Annotated in this window: 16 protein-coding genes and 1 tRNA gene; 9 read left to right on the plus strand and 8 right to left on the minus strand. The window is 62.3% G+C overall.

Annotation, left to right across the window (positions count from 1 at the left end; genetic code table 11):
- Position 1: 1 nt before the first annotated feature.
- Together AC2S2E_RS09565 and AC2S2E_RS09570 are read left to right on the plus strand one after the other, a co-directional pair.
- Entirely contained in the window at positions 2-1,096 is a 1,095-nt protein-coding gene (locus tag AC2S2E_RS09565) for a phage portal protein (protein ID WP_486522145.1), read from the plus strand.
- Positions 1,097-1,236: 140 nt separating this feature from the next.
- On the plus strand, positions 1,237-2,049 hold the full coding sequence (locus tag AC2S2E_RS09570) for a DNA adenine methylase (protein WP_486522146.1): 813 nt from the start codon (positions 1,237-1,239) through the stop codon (positions 2,047-2,049).
- Between the two features lie 811 nt (positions 2,050-2,860).
- On the opposite strand, the gene AC2S2E_RS09575 is transcribed toward AC2S2E_RS09570, so the two are convergent.
- From AC2S2E_RS09575 to AC2S2E_RS09595, 5 genes are all read right to left on the minus strand, one after another.
- Positions 2,861-2,935 (minus strand) — tRNA-Thr (locus tag AC2S2E_RS09575).
- A gap of 40 nt (positions 2,936-2,975) precedes the next feature.
- Positions 2,976-3,845 carry a hypothetical protein gene (locus AC2S2E_RS09580; RefSeq protein ID WP_486522147.1) on the minus strand — a complete coding sequence of 290 codons (870 nt, stop codon included), beginning with the start codon at positions 3,843-3,845 and terminating at the stop codon, positions 2,976-2,978.
- Positions 3,846-5,174: a replication-associated recombination protein A gene (locus AC2S2E_RS09585; RefSeq protein ID WP_486522148.1), complete on the minus strand. Its 1,329-nt coding sequence runs from the start codon at positions 5,172-5,174 to the stop codon at positions 3,846-3,848.
- Positions 5,175-5,460: 286 nt separating this feature from the next.
- Positions 5,461-6,633, minus strand: coding sequence for a glycosyltransferase family 4 protein (locus AC2S2E_RS09590; RefSeq protein ID WP_486522149.1), 1,173 nt, complete (start codon positions 6,631-6,633; stop codon positions 5,461-5,463).
- Positions 6,634-6,863: 230 nt separating this feature from the next.
- Complete coding sequence (locus tag AC2S2E_RS09595) at positions 6,864-7,307, minus strand: hypothetical protein (RefSeq protein WP_476102733.1); 444 nt, start codon at positions 7,305-7,307, stop codon at positions 6,864-6,866.
- A gap of 268 nt (positions 7,308-7,575) precedes the next feature.
- Here AC2S2E_RS09595 and AC2S2E_RS09600 point away from each other — a divergent pair, with 268 nt between their 5' ends.
- Positions 7,576-8,787 (plus strand): sulfotransferase family 2 domain-containing protein, encoded by a 1,212-nt coding sequence (locus AC2S2E_RS09600; RefSeq protein WP_476102731.1) that lies wholly within the window; start codon positions 7,576-7,578, stop codon positions 8,785-8,787.
- Between the two features lie 86 nt (positions 8,788-8,873).
- Here the strand turns inward: AC2S2E_RS09600 and typA are convergent, their stop codons facing one another.
- Positions 8,874-10,715: a translational GTPase TypA gene (typA, locus tag AC2S2E_RS09605; RefSeq protein WP_476102729.1), complete on the minus strand. Its 1,842-nt coding sequence runs from the start codon at positions 10,713-10,715 to the stop codon at positions 8,874-8,876.
- A 333-nt stretch (positions 10,716-11,048) separates the two neighbouring features.
- Between typA and AC2S2E_RS09610 the strand changes: the two genes are divergently transcribed.
- Together AC2S2E_RS09610 and AC2S2E_RS09615 are read left to right on the plus strand one after the other, a co-directional pair.
- Positions 11,049-13,733, plus strand: a complete 2,685-nt coding sequence (locus AC2S2E_RS09610) for a TonB-dependent receptor (protein ID WP_486522151.1) — start codon at positions 11,049-11,051, stop codon at positions 13,731-13,733.
- A gap of 131 nt (positions 13,734-13,864) precedes the next feature.
- The gene (locus AC2S2E_RS09615; RefSeq protein WP_476102725.1) at positions 13,865-14,281 is read left to right on the plus strand and encodes a DUF805 domain-containing protein; all 417 of its coding nucleotides are present in this window, start codon (positions 13,865-13,867) and stop codon (positions 14,279-14,281) included.
- An 11-nt stretch (positions 14,282-14,292) separates the two neighbouring features.
- Here AC2S2E_RS09615 and AC2S2E_RS09620 read toward each other — a convergent pair whose 3' ends face one another.
- Positions 14,293-16,794, minus strand: coding sequence for an ABC transporter permease (locus tag AC2S2E_RS09620; protein WP_486522152.1), 2,502 nt, complete (start codon positions 16,792-16,794; stop codon positions 14,293-14,295).
- A complete protein-coding gene (locus AC2S2E_RS09625; RefSeq protein WP_486522153.1) occupies positions 16,791-17,516 on the minus strand; it encodes an ABC transporter ATP-binding protein in 726 nt (241 codons plus the stop codon). Before AC2S2E_RS09625 ends, AC2S2E_RS09620 begins: the two co-directional genes overlap by 4 nt.
- A 62-nt stretch (positions 17,517-17,578) precedes the next feature.
- Here AC2S2E_RS09625 and AC2S2E_RS09630 point away from each other — a divergent pair, with 62 nt between their 5' ends.
- From AC2S2E_RS09630 to AC2S2E_RS09645, 4 genes are all read left to right on the plus strand, one after another.
- A complete protein-coding gene (locus AC2S2E_RS09630; RefSeq protein WP_486522154.1) occupies positions 17,579-18,304 on the plus strand; it encodes an arylesterase in 726 nt (241 codons plus the stop codon).
- On the plus strand, positions 18,301-19,563 hold the full coding sequence (locus AC2S2E_RS09635) for a hypothetical protein (RefSeq protein ID WP_486522155.1): 1,263 nt from the start codon (positions 18,301-18,303) through the stop codon (positions 19,561-19,563). Before AC2S2E_RS09630 ends, AC2S2E_RS09635 begins: the two co-directional genes overlap by 4 nt.
- Entirely contained in the window at positions 19,487-20,365 is an 879-nt protein-coding gene (locus tag AC2S2E_RS09640) for a GT-D fold domain-containing protein (RefSeq protein WP_486522156.1), read from the plus strand. Before AC2S2E_RS09635 ends, AC2S2E_RS09640 begins: the two co-directional genes overlap by 77 nt.
- Positions 20,366-20,626: 261 nt before the next feature.
- Positions 20,627-22,990, plus strand: coding sequence for a hypothetical protein (locus AC2S2E_RS09645; RefSeq protein ID WP_486522157.1), 2,364 nt, complete (start codon positions 20,627-20,629; stop codon positions 22,988-22,990).
- Positions 22,991-22,995 lie beyond the last annotated feature (5 nt).

Here is a 22,995-nt window from a genome sequence, read left to right on the forward strand (position 1 = left end):
GATGACCGAGACACCATCCACAGAAGTGGCCCTGATTGAGCAGGAAGGGAAGCCCGCGCCCTTGCAAGGAGAGGTCTTTACCTTTGGCGATGCGGAGAGCGTTCTCGACCGGCGCGACCTGTCGGCCTATTTCGAGCTTTGGCACAACGGGCGCTGGTATGAGCCGCCCTTGCCAATGGGGCGTCTGGCGCAAGTCTTCAACGTCTCGCCCTATCACCGCAGCGCGGTGGCCCTGCGCGTCAATTTGCTGGTTCAGCAGATGATGGCTTCGCGTTGGCTGGGCGGCGAGGATTTCGAACGTTTCGCGCTGGATTTTGTACAGATGGGCAATGCCTATCTGGAAAACGTGCCGAACATGTCTGGGCGGATCGCCGCGGCCAAGCACAGCCCGGCGGTGCATACGCGGGTGGGCGTGGCGGCGGACACGTTCTGGTTCGTCAACATGGGGCTGGGGCAGGAGCACCAGTTCGCGCCGGGCCGCGTGTTTCACCTGATGCAGCCCGATGTGGCGCAGGAGATCTATGGCCTGCCTGAATGGCTATCGGCGCTGCAATCGGCGCTGCTCTCGGAGAACGCCACACTGTTCCGGCGGCGCTATTATCTCAATGGGAACCACGCGGGATTTATCCTCTATATCAACGAGCAATTGTTCGATCAGGAAACCGTCAACAGCATTTCCGACAAGATGCGCGATTCGAAGGGGGCGGGCAATTTCAAGAACCTGCTCATCTATGCGCCGGGTGGGAAGAAGGACGGGGTCCAGATCCTGCCGATCGGCAGCATTACGGCCCATGACGAGTTCACGGCGGTCAAAGGCATCAGCCGTGACGACATGCTGGCCGCGCATCGCATGCCGCCGCCGCTGATCGGGATCATCCCGCAAAACAGCGGTGGTTTCGGCAAGGTGAGCGAGGCGCTGGACACGTTTTACCTGACCGAGATCATTCCGATCATCCGGCGCATGCTGCGGATGAATGATTGGTTCGGGGTGCCGCTGCTGTCTTTCCGCGATTGGACCTGCGCCGATGGGCGCTTGATCCAGCAGGATGGAACCATCGTACCCGCCAGCGCGGCGGGCGGGGCGCGGCGCCCCTGATATTCCGACCGCCGGGTGGCGGGGGATGGGGCGGTGGCACGCCCAATCCGACGAGGGATCTTCGTCATGGCCCAATCGGTCCCGCCTTGGGACCATCCCGCCTGCCGAGTCGGCGCGGGAACATATATGGAACAAATGCGATGATGTCGAATCTCGAATGCCCCTTTGCGCCTGTTGCGCCGGTGCGTCCGCTGGCGCCCTACATCGGGGGTAAGCGCAATCTTTCGAAGCGGTTGGTCGAGCGGATCAATGCCTTGGAGCATTCCACCTATGCCGAGGTGTTTGTGGGCATGGGCGGCGTGTTCTTTCGCCGCGATCAGCGCCCGAATGCCGAGGTCATCAACGATTGGAGCGAGGACGTCTCGACCTTCTTCCGCGTGGTGCAGCGGCATTATCAGCCCTTCATGGACATGCTGCGCTGGCAGGTGACAAGCCGGGCTGGGTTTGAAAAGCTGTCTGCTTTACCGCCAGAAAGCCTGACCGATCTGGAGCGGTCGGCGCGGTTTTTGTATCTCCAGCGGCTTGCGTTTGGGGGGAAGGTGGCAGGCCGGGGGTTTGGCGTGTCGCTGAACCGGCCAGCGCGGTTTGATGTGACGAAGCTGGGGCCGATGATCGAGGCAGCGCATGAACGCCTCGCGGGTGTGGTGATCGAGCGCTTGCCCTGGGCAGAGTTCATCGCGCGCTATGATCGGGTAGGGACGCTGTTTTACCTCGATCCGCCCTATCACGGATGCGAGGGCGATTACGGCAAGGGCATGTTCGGACGTGAGGAGTTCGAGCAGATGGCCCAAGTGCTGCGCGGGATCAGTGGGCGGTTCATCCTTTCGTTGAACGATCGCCCCGAAGTGCGCCGGATCTTCGCCGGGTTCCAGATCGAGGAGGTCGGTGTGCGGTATACGGTGGGCGGTACAGCCTGCTCACAGCAAGCCAAGGAGTTGATCATCAGCGGGTAGGACACCGGGAGGCAAAGTCCTCTCGAACGCTCTGTGAGGGGCCGTGGCGGCGCGCTGCGGCCCCTTTTGCATGCCCAGTGACCGAGGGAGGCAGGAGAGGGGGAGGCCGCGACGCAAGACCTGCTCAAACGCCCTCGCCCCCACGCCTCGCTTTCGCCTTTTTCATCGAAATCTGTGCATTTGGGGGCGATCCTGTGCGCAATCCATTTGGGCCAGAGCCCACCCCTCAGGCTGGAAACGGGTAATATCGGCAACAAGCCCGGCAAGCAGCGTTGAAAACGGCAGAAATCTGCCATTTTTGATGTTGCCGAATGGTGGGAATATGGTGGCAATACAGTTGCATTGATGGTGTTATATTATTGATAAAAATATATTTTATTAAACTATGTTATTCCCGTTGTGCGCTGCAATCCCATTGCCGTCTTGTTGCCGAAAATATTGCCCGAAAACTCAAGAAAATCCGCGATTGTTGCCGATATTACCAAGTTCCCAGACATATGCCGGGATTTTGAAAATCCCGCCTTATGGGGGGATAGGGCGCGTTTTAGACAGCGAGAATGGAACAGGACCGACTGTGCGAATCTGTGCGCAAAGAGGTGTCACAACGTGTGACACCTTTTGTGCCACCCCCCTGTGTTTCCGCTGCGGCCGGAGGGCAGGCCTTATAGGCGTTCGAGCCAATGATTTCGGCATACGGCCTGATCAAACGGGGAACAGACTGTGCCACCCTTTGTGTCACCATAAACCGGCGCGTTATGCGCGTTTCGCGCTTTGGGCTATGCTGGAAAGTGGCGGAAACCTTGGGAAATCATGGTGCCGGATGAGGGGATCGAACCCCCGACCTTCGGTTTACAAAACCGCTGCACTACCGCTGTGCTAATCCGGCCCATGAATGGCGCTATCTGGCGCGCGAAAGCCCCATAGCCTCAAATTGCGCCGAAGGTCCAGCCCTCGGTTCGCGCAATTTTGCAATTCATGGCGGATGGGTGCCATAATTCTTCGCGATGGGCGTGGATGCGTAGCCATGCGGCCGTGATCAGGGCGTCGGCGGCATGGTCGGTGACGCGGTCTGGCAGCGCGCCGGCTGTACAACCCAGCGCGGTCAAGGCTTTGGCCAAGGCGTCCGCGTCGCGGATCTTGCTGTTGCGGGCGCTGCGGCCTGCGGCGATGGCGGCGATGGTGGTATAGATTTCGACCACTACCTTTCCCGCGCCGGGCAAAGGATCGATCGGCCAAACCGCAATGTCGCGGGGCAGGCGGTTGAGCAGCCTCATGCCCGACAGCGATCCTTTGCCAACCTGCGCCGCGCCCACCAGATTGAAATTGCTGGTGGGCGCGCATCCCATCAGACCTTGCGCCCATTCGGTTGCCCGAAAACGTCCGCGACCGCCGCCGAACAGGTCGCCTTCTCGGCTGCCATGGCGGCGGAAATGGCGGGCAATCTCCGGGTGATCGACAAAGGACGATACGCCCAGATGCGGATCAGAGGCACATAGTGCATCGACCATCGCCCAAAGCGAGCGTGCATCGGGCGGGCTTTCCGGCCATCCGGGAAAGAATGCACCGGCATCGACAAAGGGCAGCGATTGGCCAAGGTCAAAGCCGAAAAGCGCGTGCGGCGGCGTTTCATGGACCAGCCATTCCAGCACTTCACCGCGCGACCAGACGTGGCCGGGGCGCACAAGTTGCGGGGCGGGATCATCCAGAGCCATGATCGCAACGGCAATCCCGCTATGGCGTTCTCCCGCTGCGCCGGACCAGTCGATGGCGGCGAAATGGGTGAAGCGGGGCGGCATTTACTCGCCCGCCCGTTCACGCCTTTTGCGGTCCCACCATTCCAGACGCTTGAGGATTTCGCGCTCGAAACCGCGCTCGACCGGGCGATAGAATTGTTGGGGCGCCATGCCTTCGGGCCAGTAATTGGCGCCGGAAAAAGCATCGGGCGCGTCGTGGTCATAGGCATAGTCCGCCCCGTAACCGATCTCTTTCATCAGCTTTGTCGGCGCGTTCAGGATGTTGGCGGGCGGCATCAGCGATCCGGTGGCCTTGGCACTGGCGGCGGCCTCTTTCCATCCCTTATAGGCCGCGTTCGATTTGGGCGCGCTGGCCAGATAGAGGCAGGCCTGCGCGATGGCCAATTCGCCCTCCGGGCTGCCCAGAAATTCGAACGCATCCTTGGCCGCAAGGCATTGTTGCAAAGCCATCGGATCGGCAAGGCCGATATCCTCGGACGCCATGCGGACAAGGCGGCGCAGCAGATACATCGGATCTTCGCCCGCCGTCAGCATCCGCGCAAGGTAATAAAGCGCCGCCTGAGGGTCGGACCCGCGCACCGATTTGTGCAGCGCCGAGATCAGGTTGTAATGGCCATCGCGATCTTTGTCATAGACGGCGACGCGGCGTTGCAGGAATTGGCCCAATTCGGATGGATCGAGCGGAGAGGCGATCTGCGCATTGTACAAGGTCTCAGCCTGACCCAGCAGGAACCGCCCGTCGCCATCCGCGCTGGCCACCAGAGCCTCGCGCGCAGGGGGCGTCAGGGGCAGGGGCACACCCTCGGCCTCTTCCGCGCGGGTTAACAGGTGGCCCAACGCATCGGGCGAAAGGCGGTGAAGGATAAGCACCTGAGCGCGGCTGAGCAAAGCGGCGTTGAGGGCGAAGGACGGGTTTTCGGTGGTTGCCCCCACCAGCGTCACAACGCCCTGTTCCACATAGGGCAGGAAGCCATCCTGCTGCGCCCGGTTGAAACGGTGGATTTCATCCACGAACAACAGCGTCCGCCGCCCCGACAGCGCCAGCGCGCCTTCCGCCTCGGCAAACATGCGTTTCAGGTCCGCAACGCCGGAAAAGACCGCGCTGATTGCGGCATAGCGCATGCCGACTGCCGCAGCCAGAAGGCGCGCGATGCTGGTCTTGCCCGTTCCGGGCGGCCCCCACAGGATCATGCTCGACAGGCTGCCCGCCGCCACCATCCGCCCAATCGCGCCGTTTGGGCCGGTCAGATGTTCCTGTCCGATGACTTCATCAAGGCCGGTCGGGCGCAGGCGTTCGGCCAAGGGAATCGCGCCCGTCGGGATGGCGCGGGGCGTGGGCGCGGGATCGTCGGCGGCAAACAAGTCGGGCATGGAGGGTATGTAGGAGGGAATGAAAGGAAAAGGAAGGTTTGCCTCCGGCGGGAGGTTTAAGGTGCCTCCGGCGGGCAAAGGGCGGGGGTCCTTTGCAATCCCGTTATGGGGTGGGGATGGTTGGCGGCGTTGCGTTGATGCCAGATGTTTGAAAGCCTGCGGCGCAAGTGAATTGGCGCCGCAGGCTCTAAAATTCAAACGGCGCGCCCGACACCAAACGTCAAACCCATAGCGCAACATAGACAGTAACGGGAGCGCGAGGGTCTAGACCCTCGCACCTAAACCCTTACTTCCCCACCCGCGCCTTCTGTCGGATCAACCGCAGATAGGTATCGGCCACGGATTGATTGATCCGATCCCACGAGAAATCGCGGCTGCGCGCTTCCCCGGCGGCGCCATGGGCGGCGCGCAGGGCGGGGTCTTCGATATAGGCGCGCACGGCCTGGGCAAAGGCGTTGATATGGCCGGGCCGGATCAGGCGGCCCGAATGGCCATTGTCGACCAGGCTTTCCGACCCCGTCGCCTCGGCGCAGACCACCGGCAGCGAGCAGGCCATCGCCTCAAGCGTGACATTGCCAAAGGTTTCGGTGATCGAGGGGAAGAAGAGGATATCCATGCTGGCCACTGCGCGGCCAAGGTCGGTGCCCGCCTGATAACCGGCAAAGACCGCGTTGGAGGGCAGGCGGTTTTCAAACCATTCGCGCGCGGGGCCATCGCCCACGATCAGCACGCGGTGCTTGACGCCTTTGGCCACCAATTGGTCGATCGTGTCGGAAAAGACATCGAGGCCCTTTTCCATGACAAGGCGACTGAACAGGCCCACGACCACTTCGTCATCGGCAATGCCAAGGCTGCGGCGCCATGCCATGTCGCGGCGGCTGGCGTCGAAAATGTGGCGATCGACGCCCCGGCTCCACAGCGCGATGTCGTAATTCATCCGCTGTTCGCGCAGGACCTGCGCCATGGATTCCGATGGGGCCACCAATCCATCGCACCGACGATAGAAACGGCGCAAAATGGCCGTCAGGATGGGTTCGACCCAGGCCAGATTGTAATAGCGCGGATAGGTGTCAAACCGGGTATGCACGCTGCCCAAAACCGGCAACCCGTGATTGCGCGCCCATGTCACGGCGCGATGGGCCGATGGGTCGGGGCTGGATACGTGGACGATGTTGGGCGCGAAAGCTTCCAGATCGCGGCGGACGGATTTGGGCAGGCCGGTGGCCACGCGATATTCGGTCCGGCCGGGAATGGCAAAACTGGGCAAGCTGACCAGATCGCCGGCCGGTTCAAAGGCGGGCGCCGCGACAGTGGGCGAATAGACGCGCACCTGCGCGCCTTGCGCCAGAAGATAGCCGACCAGACGGTTGAGCGCCTTGTTCGCGCCATCGGTGACCATGTTGTAATTGCCGCTGAAAAGCGCAACGCGCAGGTCACTGGTTTTTGTTGGGAGAGTCATCGCGCGCGCCATAGCGAAACCAGTGCCTTTTGGCGAGAGGCCCGCGACAAAGGTTGGGACAAAAGGTCGGCGCATGGCGAGGGGAATGACCCGAAAGGGCGCTATCGGCCCGCCATGCGCCTGAAAGTTTGGCCCCGCCATGCTGCAGAGGGTGCATGGATGGGCTCTGGGAGAGAGGGGGGCGGCGGGGTGCCAAGGGGAAGGAGACACCCCGCCAAATTTGTCAGGCTTTACCAGCCGCGACGGGGACCGTCGTAATAACCGCGGCGGCCATAATCGTCATAGGGACGACCATCGCGGAAGTAGCGGCGGCCATGGTGGTCCCAGTAATAACCGTCACGCCATGCCCAGCTGCGTTCAACCACATAGACCGGCGGCGGCGGGGCATAAGCATAGGCGGGGGCATAGGCCGGAGCATAGGCGACCGGCGGGGGCGGCGCGTAAACGGGCGCATAAACCTGGCGGCGCGGGCGGTCAGAGGCAATGGCCGCGCCAATGCCCAAACCGATGATGCCGCCGATCACGCCGGCCGCAACGGCATCGCCGCCGCCGCGATGACCACCGTATCCGCCGCGGCCATAGGGGTCAGCCATCGCGGGGGTGGCGGCAAATGTGGCAATAGCGCTGGCGGCCAAGGCCACCGCAGTGATCGTCTTCTTCGTGAACTGGCTCATGTTACACCTCTCTGGGTTTGGCTTGGGGGGCCTTTACTTGAGGCTCCTTGTTGCCGTTGATTCGTGTTCTACGCCTCTCTTGCTGAACGGAATCGGGATGCAGTTTGCAGCCATTGTTCATCATGCCTTCGGGCGCAGGCTGGCAATTTGCTCATATTTGGAGGTGATCATGCTGGGCGGGAATAAGCGAATGTCCTAGGCCATGCCGGGGATAGGGAGGCGCAGCAGGTTTTGGGGCGGATCGCTCTGAAAGGGTCATGGAATTACAATGAAAATGCATTTTGCGCGGCTGATCTTTTGCCACGTGCCAAAGACCGCGGGTTCGTCCATCACACGTTTGCTGCGCGACAACTGGCCCGGCCCGCATGCTCTGGATGTATTCGAACAGGATGACAGCGGGGCCGATCTTTCCCATGCGATGCGCGATTCGGCCATGCTGGCGGGACATCTGAGCCACGCCAATGTGTTGCGCGCCATGGATGCGGCCGGGATCGATGCCTATAAGCTGACCAGCCTGCGCAACCCGATCGATCATGTGTTGAGCACCTATTACCACATACAGGCCTATGCGGGGGATGCGCTGTCGGGCGACGGGCGGGTACGGGCGCTCAAGGATGCGGCATCCGGCATGAGCCTGCTGGAATGGATGGCGGGGCGTGCGCGTGATCTCGACGGGTTTGAGACGATGTTCGATAATCCGCAGGTCCGTATGATTCTGGATAAACGGACCGGCCCGCTGACCATCGCCGATGCGCAGGAAGCGATTGCCATCATGGGGCGCTTTGACGGGGTCATCCTGTTCGAACGGCTGCGGGAATCGGTCTTTGCCGTGATGGCCGCGCTTGGGCTTGATCCGGGCAGCAGCCTGCCCCGATTGATGACCAATCCGTCAAAGGAGCGCAGCGTGATGACGCTGTCCCGCACGGAAATGCAGGCGATGATGGCGCTGACGCGTTATGACGCACTGCTGTATGATGTGATCAGCACGAGCTGGTGCGCCAAACTTGGCACCATGTCGATTGCGATGCCAAAGGCCCAGCCGACCGCCGCGCCCGAAGTGTTGCTGTCCGATGTGCTGCGCACGTCCAACGCGCAAAAGATTGAAGGCGGCGTGGTGGGGGAAACCATCCAGATGCGGGGGGACAGTCTGTTCCTGCATCCTCCCCATGGTGATGCAGGGGCATTGCGCATCCTGTCGGCCGATTTCCCGGCATCGGGACAGAACAGCTTTTCCACCGAACTCTCGCTGGAGCATGAGAGTGCGCCCATGGTCGAAGTGTCGATGACCATTCGCGACGGGGATAAAGTGGTTTGCGCCTTTACCACCGGCGTCACCCCGGCCGCACGCGTGCCGATTACCTTGCGCTTTGCGCCGATCATGGGGCGGTGTTCTGTCGATTTGGACGTGCGGACGCTGGACCCGCAAGGGGCCAACAACTTTGCCTGGTTGATGATGTGGCGGGCGGTGTTTTCGGGATAGGGGGCCAATATCCGTTATCCCCACAACAAAAAGGCCGGAAGGGGCGTCCCTTCCGGCCTTTCGTGTTTTAAACCAATCCCGAAAGATCAGCCCGCCTTGCGCGAGGCCTTCTTGCGTTCATTGGGGTCCAGGATCGCCTTGCGGATACGGATCGACTTGGGCGTCACTTCGACCATTTCGTCGTCGTCGATATAGGCAATCGCCTGTTCCAGCGTCATCACGCGCGGCGGGGTCAGACGGATGGCGTCGTCCTTGCCGGTCGAACGGAAGTTCGTCAGCTGCTTCGACTTCATCGGGTTGACTTCCAGATCGTCGGGCTTGGCGTTTTCGCCAATGATCATGCCTTCATAGATCTTTTCCTGCGGCGAGACGAAGAGCACGCCGCGATCTTCCAGCGCGTTGAGCGCATAGGCCACCGCTTCACCATCGCCGTTCGAGATCAGAACGCCATTGGGGCGGCCTTCGATCTTGCCCTTATAGGGGCCATACTTGTCGAACAGACGGTTCATGATGCCCGTGCCGCGCGTGTCGGACAGGAATTCGCCGTGATAGCCGATCAGGCCGCGCGAGGGCGCGACAAAGGTGATGCGCGTCTTGCCACCGCCCGAGGGGCGCATGTCGGTCATTTCGCCCTTACGCAGCGCCATCTTTTCAACGACCGTGCCCGAAAATTCTTCGTCCACGTCGATCAGAACGGTTTCATAAGGTTCGGTGCGATTGCCGTCTTCATCGGTGCCGAACAGCACGCGGGGGCGGCTGATGCCCAGTTCGAAGCCTTCGCGGCGCATGGTTTCGATCAGAACGCCCAGCTGAAGTTCACCGCGACCGGCAACTTCGAAGCTGTCCTTGTCGGCCGATTCGGTGATGCGGATGGCAACATTCGATTCGGCTTCGCGTTCCAGACGGTCGCGGATCATGCGGCTCGTCACCTTGCTGCCTTCGCGGCCCGCCAGCGGCGAGTCGTTCACGGCAAAGCGCATCGACAGGGTCGGCGGATCGATCGGCTGGGCCTTGATCGGTTCGACCACTTCGGGTGCGGCGACGGTGTTGGCCACGGTTGCAACCGCCAGACCGGCCAGCGAGATGATGTCGCCGGCCTTGGCTTCATCCACGGGAACGCGGTCCAGGCCGCGGAAGGCCATCAGCTTGGAAGCGCGGCCCGTTTCGATCACATTGCCGTCCATGTCCAGCGCGCGGATCGGGTCATTGACCTTGATCGAGCCCGACTGAACGCGGCCCGTCAGCACGCGGCCAAGGAAGTTGTCGCGGTCCAGCAGCGTGGCAAGGAAGGTGAAGGGCGCATCGACGTCCAGCGCCGGCGGCGGCACGTGATCGACGATCAGCTTGAACATGGGTTCCAGCGTGCCTTCGCGCGCTTCGGGGTCGTAACCGGCGTAACCGTTGCGGCCCGATGCGTAAAGGACAGGGAAATCAAGTTGTTCGTCATTGGCTTCGAGGCTGACGAACAGGTCAAACACTTCGTCCAGCACTTCCTGGATGCGCTGGTCGGGGCGGTCGACCTTGTTGACGACGACGATGGGCTTGAGACCCAGCGCCAGCGCCTTGCCGGTCACGAACTTGGTCTGCGGCATCGCGCCTTCCGAGCTGTCGACCAGCAGGATCACGCCGTCGACCATCGAGAGGATGCGTTCCACTTCGCCGCCAAAGTCGGCGTGGCCCGGGGTGTCGACGATGTTGATGCGGACGGGGCCCGATTCATGGCCATCCCATTCGATCGAGGTCGGCTTGGCAAGGATGGTGATGCCGCGCTCTTTTTCGAGGTCGTTGGAGTCCATCGCGCGTTCTTCGACGCGCTGGTTGTCGCGGAACGTGCCGGACTGGCGGAAGAGCTGGTCAACCAGGGTGGTCTTACCATGGTCAACGTGGGCGATGATCGCGATATTGCGAAGCGGAAGCGGGCCAGACATCAAAAGGGCTTTCTGAAACAGCGGGCGGGTCAGCCCGTTATGGGAGTGGCGCTTGGTTGCGCCGCAGCATGCGCGCGCCCCTAGCTTACGCAGCGGCTTTGGGCAAGACTCGAGAGTGCGTGTCCATGCTGACCAGATTGACACACTTCGGGAAAATCTGGGGCGCTTTTGTATTTTTGATAAGATTTTGTGGGATAAACCAAAGGCTACAGCGTTAAAGGATTGAGCAAAGTGCCGACAAGTAATAACGTTTGGCATGATAAAAATGAAACCGGCAGCATGACGGGCGGGGGGCCTGTCTGCATGGCGGTTCGTGGGAAGGAACGGGTTTGTATGAACCACATTACGTTCTCGCGCGGGGAACGCGCAGGCGATGCTTTCACGACTCTGACCTGCGCAAGGAGCGCGCAGGCGTCCCGACGCCGAATGGCGTTAAAGGCGGGCGGGGCCGGACTTGCCCTGGCCTTTGCCGGGCCGGCGATCGCGGCCGAGGAAGATCCGATCAATAATGAGATCGTGGTCACCGCGACCAAGCGCGAACAGACGCTGCAACAGGTGCCGGTGGCCGTGACGGTCACATCGGCCGATGTCATCAACCATGCCAAGATCCGCGACATCAAGGATCTGGCCAGTGTGGTGCCCAGTTTGCGCGTGGCGGTCCATCAATCGAGCGCGCAGACCAATTTCTTTATCCGCGGTTTCGGCAATGGCGCCAACAATGCCGGTATCGAACCCAGCGTGGGCGTCTTCATCGACGGCGTCTATCGTTCGCGCAGCGCGGCCCAGATTGCCGACTTCCCCGATGTAAAGCGGGTGGAAGTGCTGCGCGGTCCACAATCGACCCTGTTCGGCAAGAACGCCAGCGCGGGCGTGGTTTCCATCTCGACCATGGAGCCGCAGTTCAAGCCCGGCGGCAGCGCCGAAGTCGCCTATGGCAATTACAATTCCCTGATCGTCAAAGGCATGTACACAGCACCGCTCAGCGACACGGTCGCGGTCAGCGTGGCGGGCGGGTACAATCGCCGCGACGGCTTTGTGCATGACGGCAACACGGGCGCGAATACGAATAACCGCAACCGCTGGTTCGTGCGTGGCCAATTGCTGTGGGTGCCGGACAATGGGCCGCGGGTACGCATCATTGCGGATTATTCGCGGATCGATGAAACCTGTTGCGCGGTCGTCAATCTGTTATCTTCGTCCAGCACGGCGGCGATTAATTCGCTGGGCGGGCGGGTTAATTCGCCATCGAACCCCTTTGGCGATGTTTATAACAATTTCAATTCGACCAACCGCATCCGCGACTATGGCTTTTCGGCGCAGATTGATCATGAAATCGGCGGGGTAAAGCTGACATCGATCACCGCCTATCGCCGCAACAGCAATTACAACAATCAGGACAGCGATTTTACCTCGGCTGACCTGCTGGGCGAAAACAGCGCGACGGTCCGGATCAACACCTTTACTCAGGAATTGCGCGCCAATGCCAAGTTGGGTGAGAAGGTCAACCTGTTGTTGGGCGCCTATTATTTCAACGAAAAGATCAACCAGACCGGCGCCCTGCGCTATGGTTCGCAAATGCGTTCCTATGCCGACCTGCTGATCCGAGGGGCCAGCAGCAATACGCTCAACGTCGCCTCGCTGGAGGGGACTTTCGGCACGTTGCAGGGTAATCCGGCGCGATATACCGGACAGTTTTTCAAGTCGGGCACGGGTCTTTCCGAAGCTTATCATCTGGCCAATGAATCGATCTCGATCTTTGGCCAGATGGATTGGAAAATCGCCCCGCGCGTGACGCTGACGGGTGGTTTGAACTATACCAAGGACAACAAGCGCTATTCGACCGGCGTGTCGTCGAGCGATGTCTTTTCGGGCATTGACCTGACGGCGATGCGTTCGGCGGCCACCAATGCGGGCATTTCGCAGACGATCGGCGGGTTGCTCTCGGTTCCGGGCGGCTTTGCCTCTCCGGCCCAGATTGCCGCTTTTGCCAGCGCCAACCCCACCGCCTATAATTCGGTGGTGACGGGCGTGTCGAACCAGACGGCGCAATTGATGGCTCTGCGCGCGCTGCAATTCATGCCGCCTTTCCTTAATGTGCCCAACAGCGTGGAAAGCGGGCGGACCAATGACGGCAACCTGTCCTTTACCGCGCGCGTGGCCTATGAGGCCAACAAGCACCTGAATTTCTACGCCAGCATCGGCACCGGCTTTAAGGCCAGCTCGATCAATCTGTCGCGTGACAGCCGCCCGGCCTTGTCAGATGCAGCAGCGATTGCCGCCAGCGGTTTGGCCACAACCAACCTGCGCTATGGCGGGCGCTTTGCCCGGCCGGAAAAATCGACCGTCTATGAAGTGGGGATGAAGGCCAACTGGTCGGTGGCGACGCTCAATTTTGCCGCTTTCTATCAATCGATCCGGGATTTCCAGTCGAACATCTTTACCGGCATCGGCTTTGACCTGCTCAATGCGGACAAGGAATCGGTCTATGGTTTCGAGTTCGAAGGATCGGTGCGTCCCACCCCGGAACTGACGCTGACGACGGCGGTGACTTACCTGAAGCTCAAGTACAACAGCTTCGTGAACTCGTCCTTTGGCAATGTTTCGGGCACGACGCCGGCGGGCATTGCGCCGCTGTCCACTACCATGTCGGCCACGTGGGATAAGCCCATCGGCGGCGAACAGCGGATCATCCTGCGCGGCAACTGGCACTATGAATCGCCGGTGCAAAATCAGGATGGCATGCCCGGTTTTATCACCAAAAACCCGGTGACAGGGGCGATCATTTCCTATCAGACCGGATTGGACGCGGCGCGCCCGTTCAAACGCACGGTTTCGGAAATCGACGCCTCGGCCACGTGGCAGATTTCCAAGAAGTTCGAACTCAGCCTGTGGGGCCGCAACCTGACCAATTTCCGCTATATCAGCGTGATCTTTGACAGCCCGGCCCAGACGGGCTCGATCTCTGGCTATGTCAACACGCCGCGCACCTTTGGCGTGGCGGCGCTGGCCAAGTTCTGAGGGGCCAGATCGGTCAGAACGGATTGCCGGACAAAAAGAAGCGGGGCGTTGATGCGCCTCGCTTTTTTGTTGGCGCTTTTTCGGCCTCTGCGCGTTAATCGGGTTGGGTAAATGGAAAAAGGCTTGGCCAGATGAATTGGATGTTCCTGCCGCTGCGGCGCTATTTCGACATTTTCGGCCGTTCGCAAAGGCGGGAATTCTGGCTGTTTTTCCTGATGCTATGGGCGGTGGATGCGGTGATCGTCACGATTTTCGGATCGCCGGTGTCCTATACCAATGGCATGAATTTCTATTGGGGCACGCAAACCAGCCTGCTGGGACAGGGGCTGATCGGCCTGATCGCCCTGTTCACGATGATCCCCAGCTATACGCTCTCGGTCCGGCGCCTGCATGATATTGACCGTTCGGGCTGGTGGCTGCTGGTGTGGTTTGTGCCTTTTATCGGCTGGCTGATCCTGTTTATCTTCTTCTGCCTCGACGGCACCTATGGCCGCAACCGTTATGGCAATGATCCACGCGGTCGCGGCGCGGCGGATATTTTCCGTTAAAGTCCGCCCACCTAAAGCTCTCTAAGCGCTTCAGCCGGGCGGGTGCGCAGCAAAGGCAGCGACCCGCCCAGCGCAAAAGCCAGCACCAACACCAGCCCGCCGCCCAGCACGGCCAGTACATAGGTCCAGTCGGGCAGGAAATCGAAGCTGAACAATTCCACCACGATCAGCCAGCCCAGACCCGAACCCAGCGCCAGCGCCACCAGCGCCAGCAATCCGGCCAGCGCGCCATATTCGGCCAGCAACAGCGCCAGCAACTGCCGCCCGCTGGCCCCCAGCACGCGCAGGATGGTGTTGTCATAGGCGCGTGAGGCCCGCGCCGCCGCAATCGCGCCCAGCAAGACCGCCACGCCCGCCAGCACTGCCACGCCCGCGGCCGACAGGATCGCCGCGCTCATTTGCCCCAACAGCCCGCGTGCATCGCGCAGCAGCGGCCCCACCTCGACCACCGAGGCCGTGGGATAGGCATGGGTGAGGGCGCGCAGCAAGCCATTCTGCTGCCCCTTGTCCAGACTGATCGTGGCGGCCAGTTTGAAGGGCGCGCCGGTCAGTGCATTGGGCGAAAAGACCAGCACATAGTTAAACCCGAAACTTTCCCAATCGATCCGCCGCAAAGAGGCGACCCTTGCGGTCCGCTCTACGCCCAGCAGGCCGACGGTCACGCTGTCGCCAACCTTCAAACCCGTGCTTTTGGCCAATTTTTCATCGACCGACACCAAGGGTTCGCCCTGATAATTGCGGGGCCACCATGCGCCATCGGTGATGACATTGCCCTCGGGCACATCCTGCGCAAAGGTCAGGCCGCGTTCGCCCTTCAATTGCCATGCGTCCTCGGGAATATCCTTCATGTCGGCAACGCGGGTCTGCGCGCCTGCCGGGCCATAGGCCAGGATCGCCCCGCGCAAGGTCGGCACGGTGCGGACTTTTGCCCCCGGCGCGGCCTGTTCGACGGTGGCGCGAAAACCGGCCTCATCGCCCGGTTGCAGGTCGATGGCGAAATAATCGGGCGCCTTTTGCGGCACGCACGCGGCAATATTAGCGTCCAAACTGGTTTGCACCACGGCCAGCACCACAAAAGCCGTCAGGCCAAAGCCCAGCGCCGTCACCAGCCGCGCCGTCTGATTGCCGGGGCGGTGCAGATTGCCCAGCGCCAGACGCAGGATCGGGCTTTTGGGGCGCGGCAACCGCGCCGCCATGCGCGACAGACCCCAGCCCAGAAGTGAAAGCAAAACAAAAGCCGCCGCCGCCCCGCCCAGGAAAATCGCCGTCGTCTTGGGCGAACCGTCGCCCAGAAAGGCCAGTCCGCCAATGCCCGCCAGTCCCGCCGCAACCCAGCGCCAACTGCCTCTGGGCGCGACCGGGGCAACCCTTGCGCGCAGCAAGGCCATCGCCGGATAGGTCCGCGCCGCCAGCAAAGGCCCTGCCGCGAACACCAGCGCCACCAGCAGGCCCCACATGGCCGCCCGCGCCAGCGCCCATGGCGCCAGCACAAAGCCATCGACCACGGGCAAAACACCCGCCAGCGCCTTGACCACCAGAGGCAGCACCGCCACCCCCGCCACCAGCCCGGCCAGAGCGCCAACCCCCGCCGCCGCCGTGATTTGCAGGACATAGATCCGGGCAATATCCGCGCTGGTCGCGCCCATGACTTTGAGCGTTGCGATGACGCCCCGCCGTGCCTCTAGATAGGAGGCCGTGCCCCCGCCAATCCCGATCCCGGCAATCAACAGCGCGGCCAGACCGACCAGCACGAGGAAATCGCCCATGCGCGCAATGAATGTTTCAGTGCCCGGCGAAGCCTTGTCCCGCGTGCGGATATCCAGCCCGTTTTCGGGAAAGCGTTTGGCAAGATCATCGGCAATGGCGGCGGCATCACACGCGCCGCCGCAATCCATGCGCAAGCGGCTGCGATACATCGCCCCCGGTGCGGTCAGGCCCGCACTGTCGGGAAAACCCATCGGCACGATCACCGTGGGGCCAAGCGCGAAACCTTCGCCCAGACCATCGGGTTCGACCGCGATGATCCCGCCCACGCGCAATGGCTTGCTCGCGATGGTGAAAGTCTCGCCGACCTTGACGCCCAGCCTTTCGGCGGCCCCGCGCGCGATCCATGCCGTACCCGCCGCCGGAGCGCCCACGCGCCGTCCATCGGCCAGTTCCAGCCGCCCGACCAGAGGCCAGAGCGCATCAACAGCCTTCAACTGGACCGGGGCGGATGTATCGCCAAAGCTGGCCATGGCCTGAAGCCGTTGACCATCGGAGAGGCGGCCATAGCGCGCCAAGGCTCCCCGTTCGGCGGCCGACATGGGCCGTTGCCAGACGGTGATCTGAACATCGCCGCCCAGAATTTGCCGCCCCTTGGACGCCAGCCCTTCATTGATCGCCTTGGTCAGCGAGCCGATCGCCGCCAGTGCGCCCACGCCCAGAAACAGGCATGCAAGCAACAGGCGCAGCCCCCGGAAACGTGCGGAAAGCTCACGCCGCGCAATGCGCCATGCGGTGGACCAGTTCACGCGATGACGCCCGCAACAATCTCGTCGGATGCAATGCGGCCGTCGGCGATGCGGATGATGCGCTGCGCCTTTTGGGCCAAGGCCTCGTCATGGGTGATGATGACCAGCGTCGATCCGGTCTGTTCACGGCGCGACAGGATCAGGTCAATGATCGCGGCGCCTGTGGCCCCGTCCAGATTGCCTGTCGGTTCATCGGCAAACAGCAAGGCAGGGCGAGGGGCCAAAGCGCGGGCGATGGCCACGCGCTGCTGCTCGCCGCCCGAAAGCTGGCTTGGGTAATGGTGCAGGCGGTGGCCAAGGCCGACGGCGGTCAATTCCTCGGCGGCGCGGGTGGCGGCATCGGCAATTCCGGCCAGTTCGAGCGCGGTCATCACATTTTCCTGTGCCGTCATCGTGGGCAACAGATGAAACGCCTGAAGCACCACCCCGATCCGCCCGCGCCGGGCCAGCGCCAGTTGATCCTCGGACAATCCCATGAAATCGGCGCCCGCGACCGATAACTCACCCCCGCTGGCGCGTTCGAGGCCTGAAAGCACCGCCATCAGCGAGGATTTGCCCGATCCCGACGGGCCGAGCAGCGCCACGACCTGTCCCTCTGGAACCCACAAATCGACGCCTTTGAGGATCGACGTCGCGCCATCACCCCCCGCGCCATTGGCGCCAAGTGTGAGGGTGAGATTGCGGGCGAGGATCGCGCTCTTGCGGTCAAGGGTTTGGGTCACGATATGGTTATGGGTGGCGCACCGGGATTCGGCAAGGTGGGCCGGTACGAAAGGGCAATTTGATGAAGGCTTTGGGTGCGGCGCTGGTGCCGGTGCTGGGTTTGGCGCTGCTGGCCGGATGCGGATCAAAGGCGGATAAGGCGGCAGAGCAGGACACATCCGCGCCGCAGGAAGCGCCCCCTTCGGCATCGTCCAGCCAGAGCGCCCCGGCACTGACCGGGCCGGTGGTCCGCATTACCGCGCTGGGTGACAGCCTGTTTGCCGGTTACGGATTGCGGGCCGAACAGGCCTATCCGGTGCGTCTGGAGGCGGCCCTGCGCGCACGCGGCATCAATGCGGATGTGACCAATGCCGGGGTCTCGGGTGACACGACGCAGGATGGTCGCGCTCGATTGAACTTTACACTGGGTCAGGCCGCCCCGCCCGATCTGGTGGTGATCAGCCTTGGCGGCAATGACATGTTGCGCGGGCTGCCCTTGGCCCAGACGCGCGAGAATCTTGACGCCATTCTGGCCGAATTGGAAGATCGCAAGATCAAGGTGGTGGTGATGGGCATGTTGGCCGCACCCAATATGGGGCCTGATTATGCCAAGACTTTCAATGCCATCTATCCGGCGTTGGCGGCGAAACATCATGCTGTGCTGGAGCCGTTTTTCCTGAAGCCAATTTTCAACCGCCCGGATCTGCAATTGCCCGACCATATCCACCCCACCGAAAAGGGCGTGGAGGCGATGGTCAGCGCGACCGTGGACAAGATCGCAGACGCATTGCCCAAAGCACCGGCATGAGGGCGCTGATCGCCGCCATTTTGATGTTATTGGCCGGCGCGGCGCTGGCTGAAACGGCGCTGGCTGAAACGACTGGGGCCGAAACGGTCAATGTCCTTTCGCATGGTGTGCGGGCGGTGGGCTGTCCTAATGATGATGCGCCCGCGTTACGTGCGATTTTTACGGCGGCGCGGCCCGGACAGGTGATCCTGTTTCCGGCGGGCCATACTTATTGCCTTGGCTCGACGGTGGCGCCGCTGGATTATCGCGCCACGGACCCGGCGGCGCTGATGATTGCGAACAAGGCGGATTTGCGGATCGAGGCCGAAGGCGCGCGTTTCGTTGTCGCGCCGGGGGCGGCTTTTTCCAGCGCGGTGATGATTGCGCAAAGCCGCAATATCGTCTGGCATGGCGGAGAGATCATCGGCAATCGCACCGGTTTGCGCGCCAATCAGGAAAATGTCGGGGTGACGTTGATCAATCTGGTCGATTTCCGGGTGTCGCACCTGCGATTTGCCGGGTTTGACACGCTGGGCGCGGCGGTGGCCGGGGATTGGCTGGTACGGGGGCGCTTGACGGACTTGCGGATGGACGGGGTGGGACTGTGCTTTGATCTGGCCTTTTTGCACACGGTCCATGTTGCGCGGGTTTCGGCCCGGGGCAGCGATGGCGCAAACGGGCCGGGCCAGACCTGTTTCTCCGACATCCATGACCGTGCCTTTCTGGGGCATAATCGCACCGGCATCCGCTATGACGCCAGCCAGAATGTCCATGTGGAGCAGTTGGACGCGCGCCATTTCAACACCGGCGTCGCGATCAGTTCCGGGCGCGGCTGGCGGTTTGACGATGTGAGCCTGTCGCAGATGCGCGGGCATGGCGGGGCCGCCGCGTTGGGCTTCTATCTGGTGCGGCGGGCCGAGGGGCCGTTTGCCAATGGTGCGCAGGAATTGGCTGATGTCACCATCCGGCGCGGGTCTGTGCGCGATCTGTCCAGCGGGGCGGGCGCCTATGGCGTCCTGATCGAGGGCGGGGCCGGCATTGGCCGGGTCGATATTGCGGGCGTCGAATTTGGCGCCATGTCCGGCCCGGCGATCGATGCGCGCGGGGCGCTGGCGGGGTTACAACTCCATTTGGGTGGCAATCACGCTGGCGGCGTCCCGATGCTTTCTGCCAAGACCAAGGCCTTGGTGGAGGGACGGCGGGATGAGCGTCAATGTGGCGGAATTGCCGGGGCTGGATTGGCCGCGTGTCGGCCTGTTGCCGGTGGTGGACGCCGCTGAACAGGCGTTGACAACGGGGCGCGGCTTTTCGCTGATCCGGCTGGGCGATGGCGAAGGCGCGATGTTGAGCCACGCAGCGCCGTGCATGGCGGAGGATGTCGCCTTTTGCCTGCGCATCTGGTTTGGGGATCAGGTGGTGGTCGATGCGGACCGGCGCGCCATGGTGCTGGGGCTGGAACGCGCGATGCGAGAGGCCGATGTTCTGGGTCTGCCCCGGCGGCGTCAGTTAAAGGTGGCGATGCGCTATCACGAGGTCTTTGCCAATCTGGAGCGTGTTTTGGGCGCACGGCGGCCGGTGATCGGTGACATGGCGTTGCATTTCTATCTGCAATGGTCGGGCGCTTTGGGTTATCTTGTGCGCCGTGCGCGGCGGTTGGTCCTGATCGGATGCCGCGATGTGGCGGGCGTTTTTGCCGCGCATTTCGACGTTCCGGTGACGCAATGGCTGGTGCGCGGTGAAGCGAAATTCCCCGGATCGGTTGAGGAACCCCATTGGTCAACTGGATATGCGCGGATGATGGCGCGTATGGATGATGTGGGGCCGGGCGATCTGGTGCTGGTCGGGGCGGGGATTTTGGGCAAGGCCTATGTCGCGGCGGCGGCGCGGCGGGGGGCAACCGCCATCGATATCGGCAGCGTGTTCGACGGATGGGCGGGCGTCATCAGCCGCGAAGGGCGGATCGGCCATGGTCCCGAATTTTCCATAGAGCATCTGGCCCAGACCGATGCGGAGGGGCAGGCCATGCGCGCAAGGTTGGATGCCATATTGCGCGTGACGGATATCACCGATGGCACGATTTGATATTCGGGAATTGGCACGTGAACGGATGGTGCCATCATCAATTCTAAATTTATGATTACAAACGGTTAATTAATGTCATTTCGGGATGTTTGCGTAATCGTCGCCGAAATGGATTGAGCCTTTGTTGCGCAGCGGCAGGCCAGAACTTAGCCCAAGGAGAGGATGGGATTTGGGGGGCGGCATGCACGCCATCCCGTCCCGCAACATCGTGGGCCGGTCATGACCAAGTCGGACCGCCCAAGGGGCAGGGTACGGAGGAACATGACCACGCAAAGCTCTGGCGAAATGGCGCCGCGTCCATCCATCGCTCGGTCTGATGCGCCCTTGATCGCCCATGGCGGTTCGGTGCGGCTGGTGGGACAGGGTGTTCGTCCGATGGCCTTGCTGGTGCTGGGCATGCATCGTTCGGGGACCAGCGCGCTGACGCGGGTTTTTTCACTGTTGGGTGCCGGTTTGCCCGAAACCCTGATCGGGGCCAATTCGACCAACCCGACCGGCCATTGGGAATCCGACGCGGTGCGGGCGTTCAATGATGCGGCGCTGGCGGCGGCGGGTACGGAATGGTTCGACTGGCTGCCGGTGAATGAAGGGTGGGCGCGGTCGCTGGCCTATCATGGACAGGTTGATCGGGCGCGTGATGTGCTGCGCGCCGAATTTGGCGATGCGCCGCTCTTTGCGCTGAAGGATCCGCGGATTTGTCGTTTGGCCGGTTTCTGGCTGGACGTTCTGGATGCCGAAGGGATTGATCCGGCCATTGTCATGCCTTTGCGCAATCCGTTGGAGGTGGCCGAATCCCTGTCGCGCCGGGATGGGGTGGATACGCAGATCGCGCTCCTGGTCTGGCTACGCCATGTGCTGGAGGCGGAACGGGCGACCCGTGGACGCGCGCGCATGGTGGTCAGCTATGAACAGGTTCTGGACCAATGGGCCGGGGTGGCCGACCGTGCAGCGCGTGAATTGGGGGTTGTGTGGCCGCGATCTGCGTTGGGGATCAGCGAGGAGGTGGAGGGATTCCTCTCGCATGATCTGCGCCATCATCGCCGTTCGGATCGGGCGGTGGTGGACAATCCGCTGATGTCGGGTTGGGTGCGGCGGACCTATGCTCTGCTGCTTGGATGGGCCGAGGGGGCGGAGAAGGCGTCAGATTACGCCGAACTGGATGCAATCCGCGCCGCGCTGGATGAAGCAGGGCCGAGTTTTGCGCGCCCCTTGCGCAGGATTGTTCAGCAGCAACAGCAATTGGCCGACCTGGCCCATCAGCGCGCGGCGTTGGAAGGCCGGATTGAGACGCTGGCGGTAGAATTGGCGCAGAGCCAGCAGTCGCGGCAGGCCGCCGACGATGGGCTGGCCGATGTGGCCCGCGCCTATCAGGCGGCGCAGGCGCGATTGGATGAAATGGCCGCAGACGCCTATCGCGGGGGGGAGGAACGGGCGGCGCTGGAAGGCGAATTGACCCAGTTGCGGGCGCAGGCGCAATTCATGGAGCAGCGTGCGCAGGAGGCACAGGCACGCCTTGCCGCCGGTGAGCAGGAGGCCGAGCAATTGCGTGCCGCGCTGAACGCGCACCAGCACCGCAGCGCCGAATTGGAAAGCGCGCTGATCCAGCGTCAGGAAGAGATCGAGCAGGCTTGGGCCAATCTGGAACGCGCAAATGCCGAAATTGGCGCGCGTGATGAGGAATTGAGCCAGGCACGCGCATTAGGCGAGATTTTGGCCGAAAGTGTCGAGCGGGAGCGCCGCCGCAATGTTGAATTGAGCGAGGGCTTGCAGCAGGCGCACGCGCATCAGGCGACCATGGCCGGACAACTGGAGGCAGAGCGCGCGGCGTTGCAGGAACAGGCTGCGACTCTGCGCGGCGCGATGGAGCAGATCGGCGATATGGCCGAGACGCTGACGGCCTTGCGCGGCGGGTACGCGGATGCGGTTGAGGCTCTGGGACAGGCGCGCGCGGGCAACGAGGCCTTGAGTGAGGAAATGCGCGAACGCCATGTCGCCGCCATGCGCCAACAGGCGGAATCGGCGCGCGAAATCGCCACATTGTCCAAATTGTTGCAGGATGCCGAAGGTGAATTGGCGCAGGCGCAGCAACACCGGATTGCTACAGCCGCCGATGTCACCGTCTGGCAAGGGCGGTTACACGAGGTCGAGCAGGCCCGCGCCTATATGGCCATAAGGCATCAGGAAGCCGAGCAGCAATGGGGCGAACAGGCGCGCCATTATGAAAGGCGGGTGGGCGAGCTGGAAATGAGCCGCAATGCGGCCGTCGAGGGCAATATGGCTCTGATGGCGGAAAAGACGCGGTTGGAACAGCAATTGAGCGAGCGGTTTGGCGAGTTGGCCTCGATGACGGGCCTGCTGTCCAGCGAAAGGGAGCGGGCGGAGCGCAGCAGCCAACATCTGGCTTGGTTGAGCGAAGTTTATCGAATGACCTCGCGGCGGCCCTGGTGGTGGGCCTTTATGCCCAAGGGGTGGCGGGGGCGTCAGATGGCACAGCGGTTGGTGCAGGCCGGTCTGTTTGATGGTGACGCCTATTTGGCGCGCTACCCCGACGTTTTGGCCCATGGGGTCGATCCTCTGCGCCATTACATCCAGTTCGGCATGGCCGAAGGCCGGGTGAAGGGGTGATGGCC

This window comes from Novosphingobium sp. 550D, assembly GCF_057401885.1.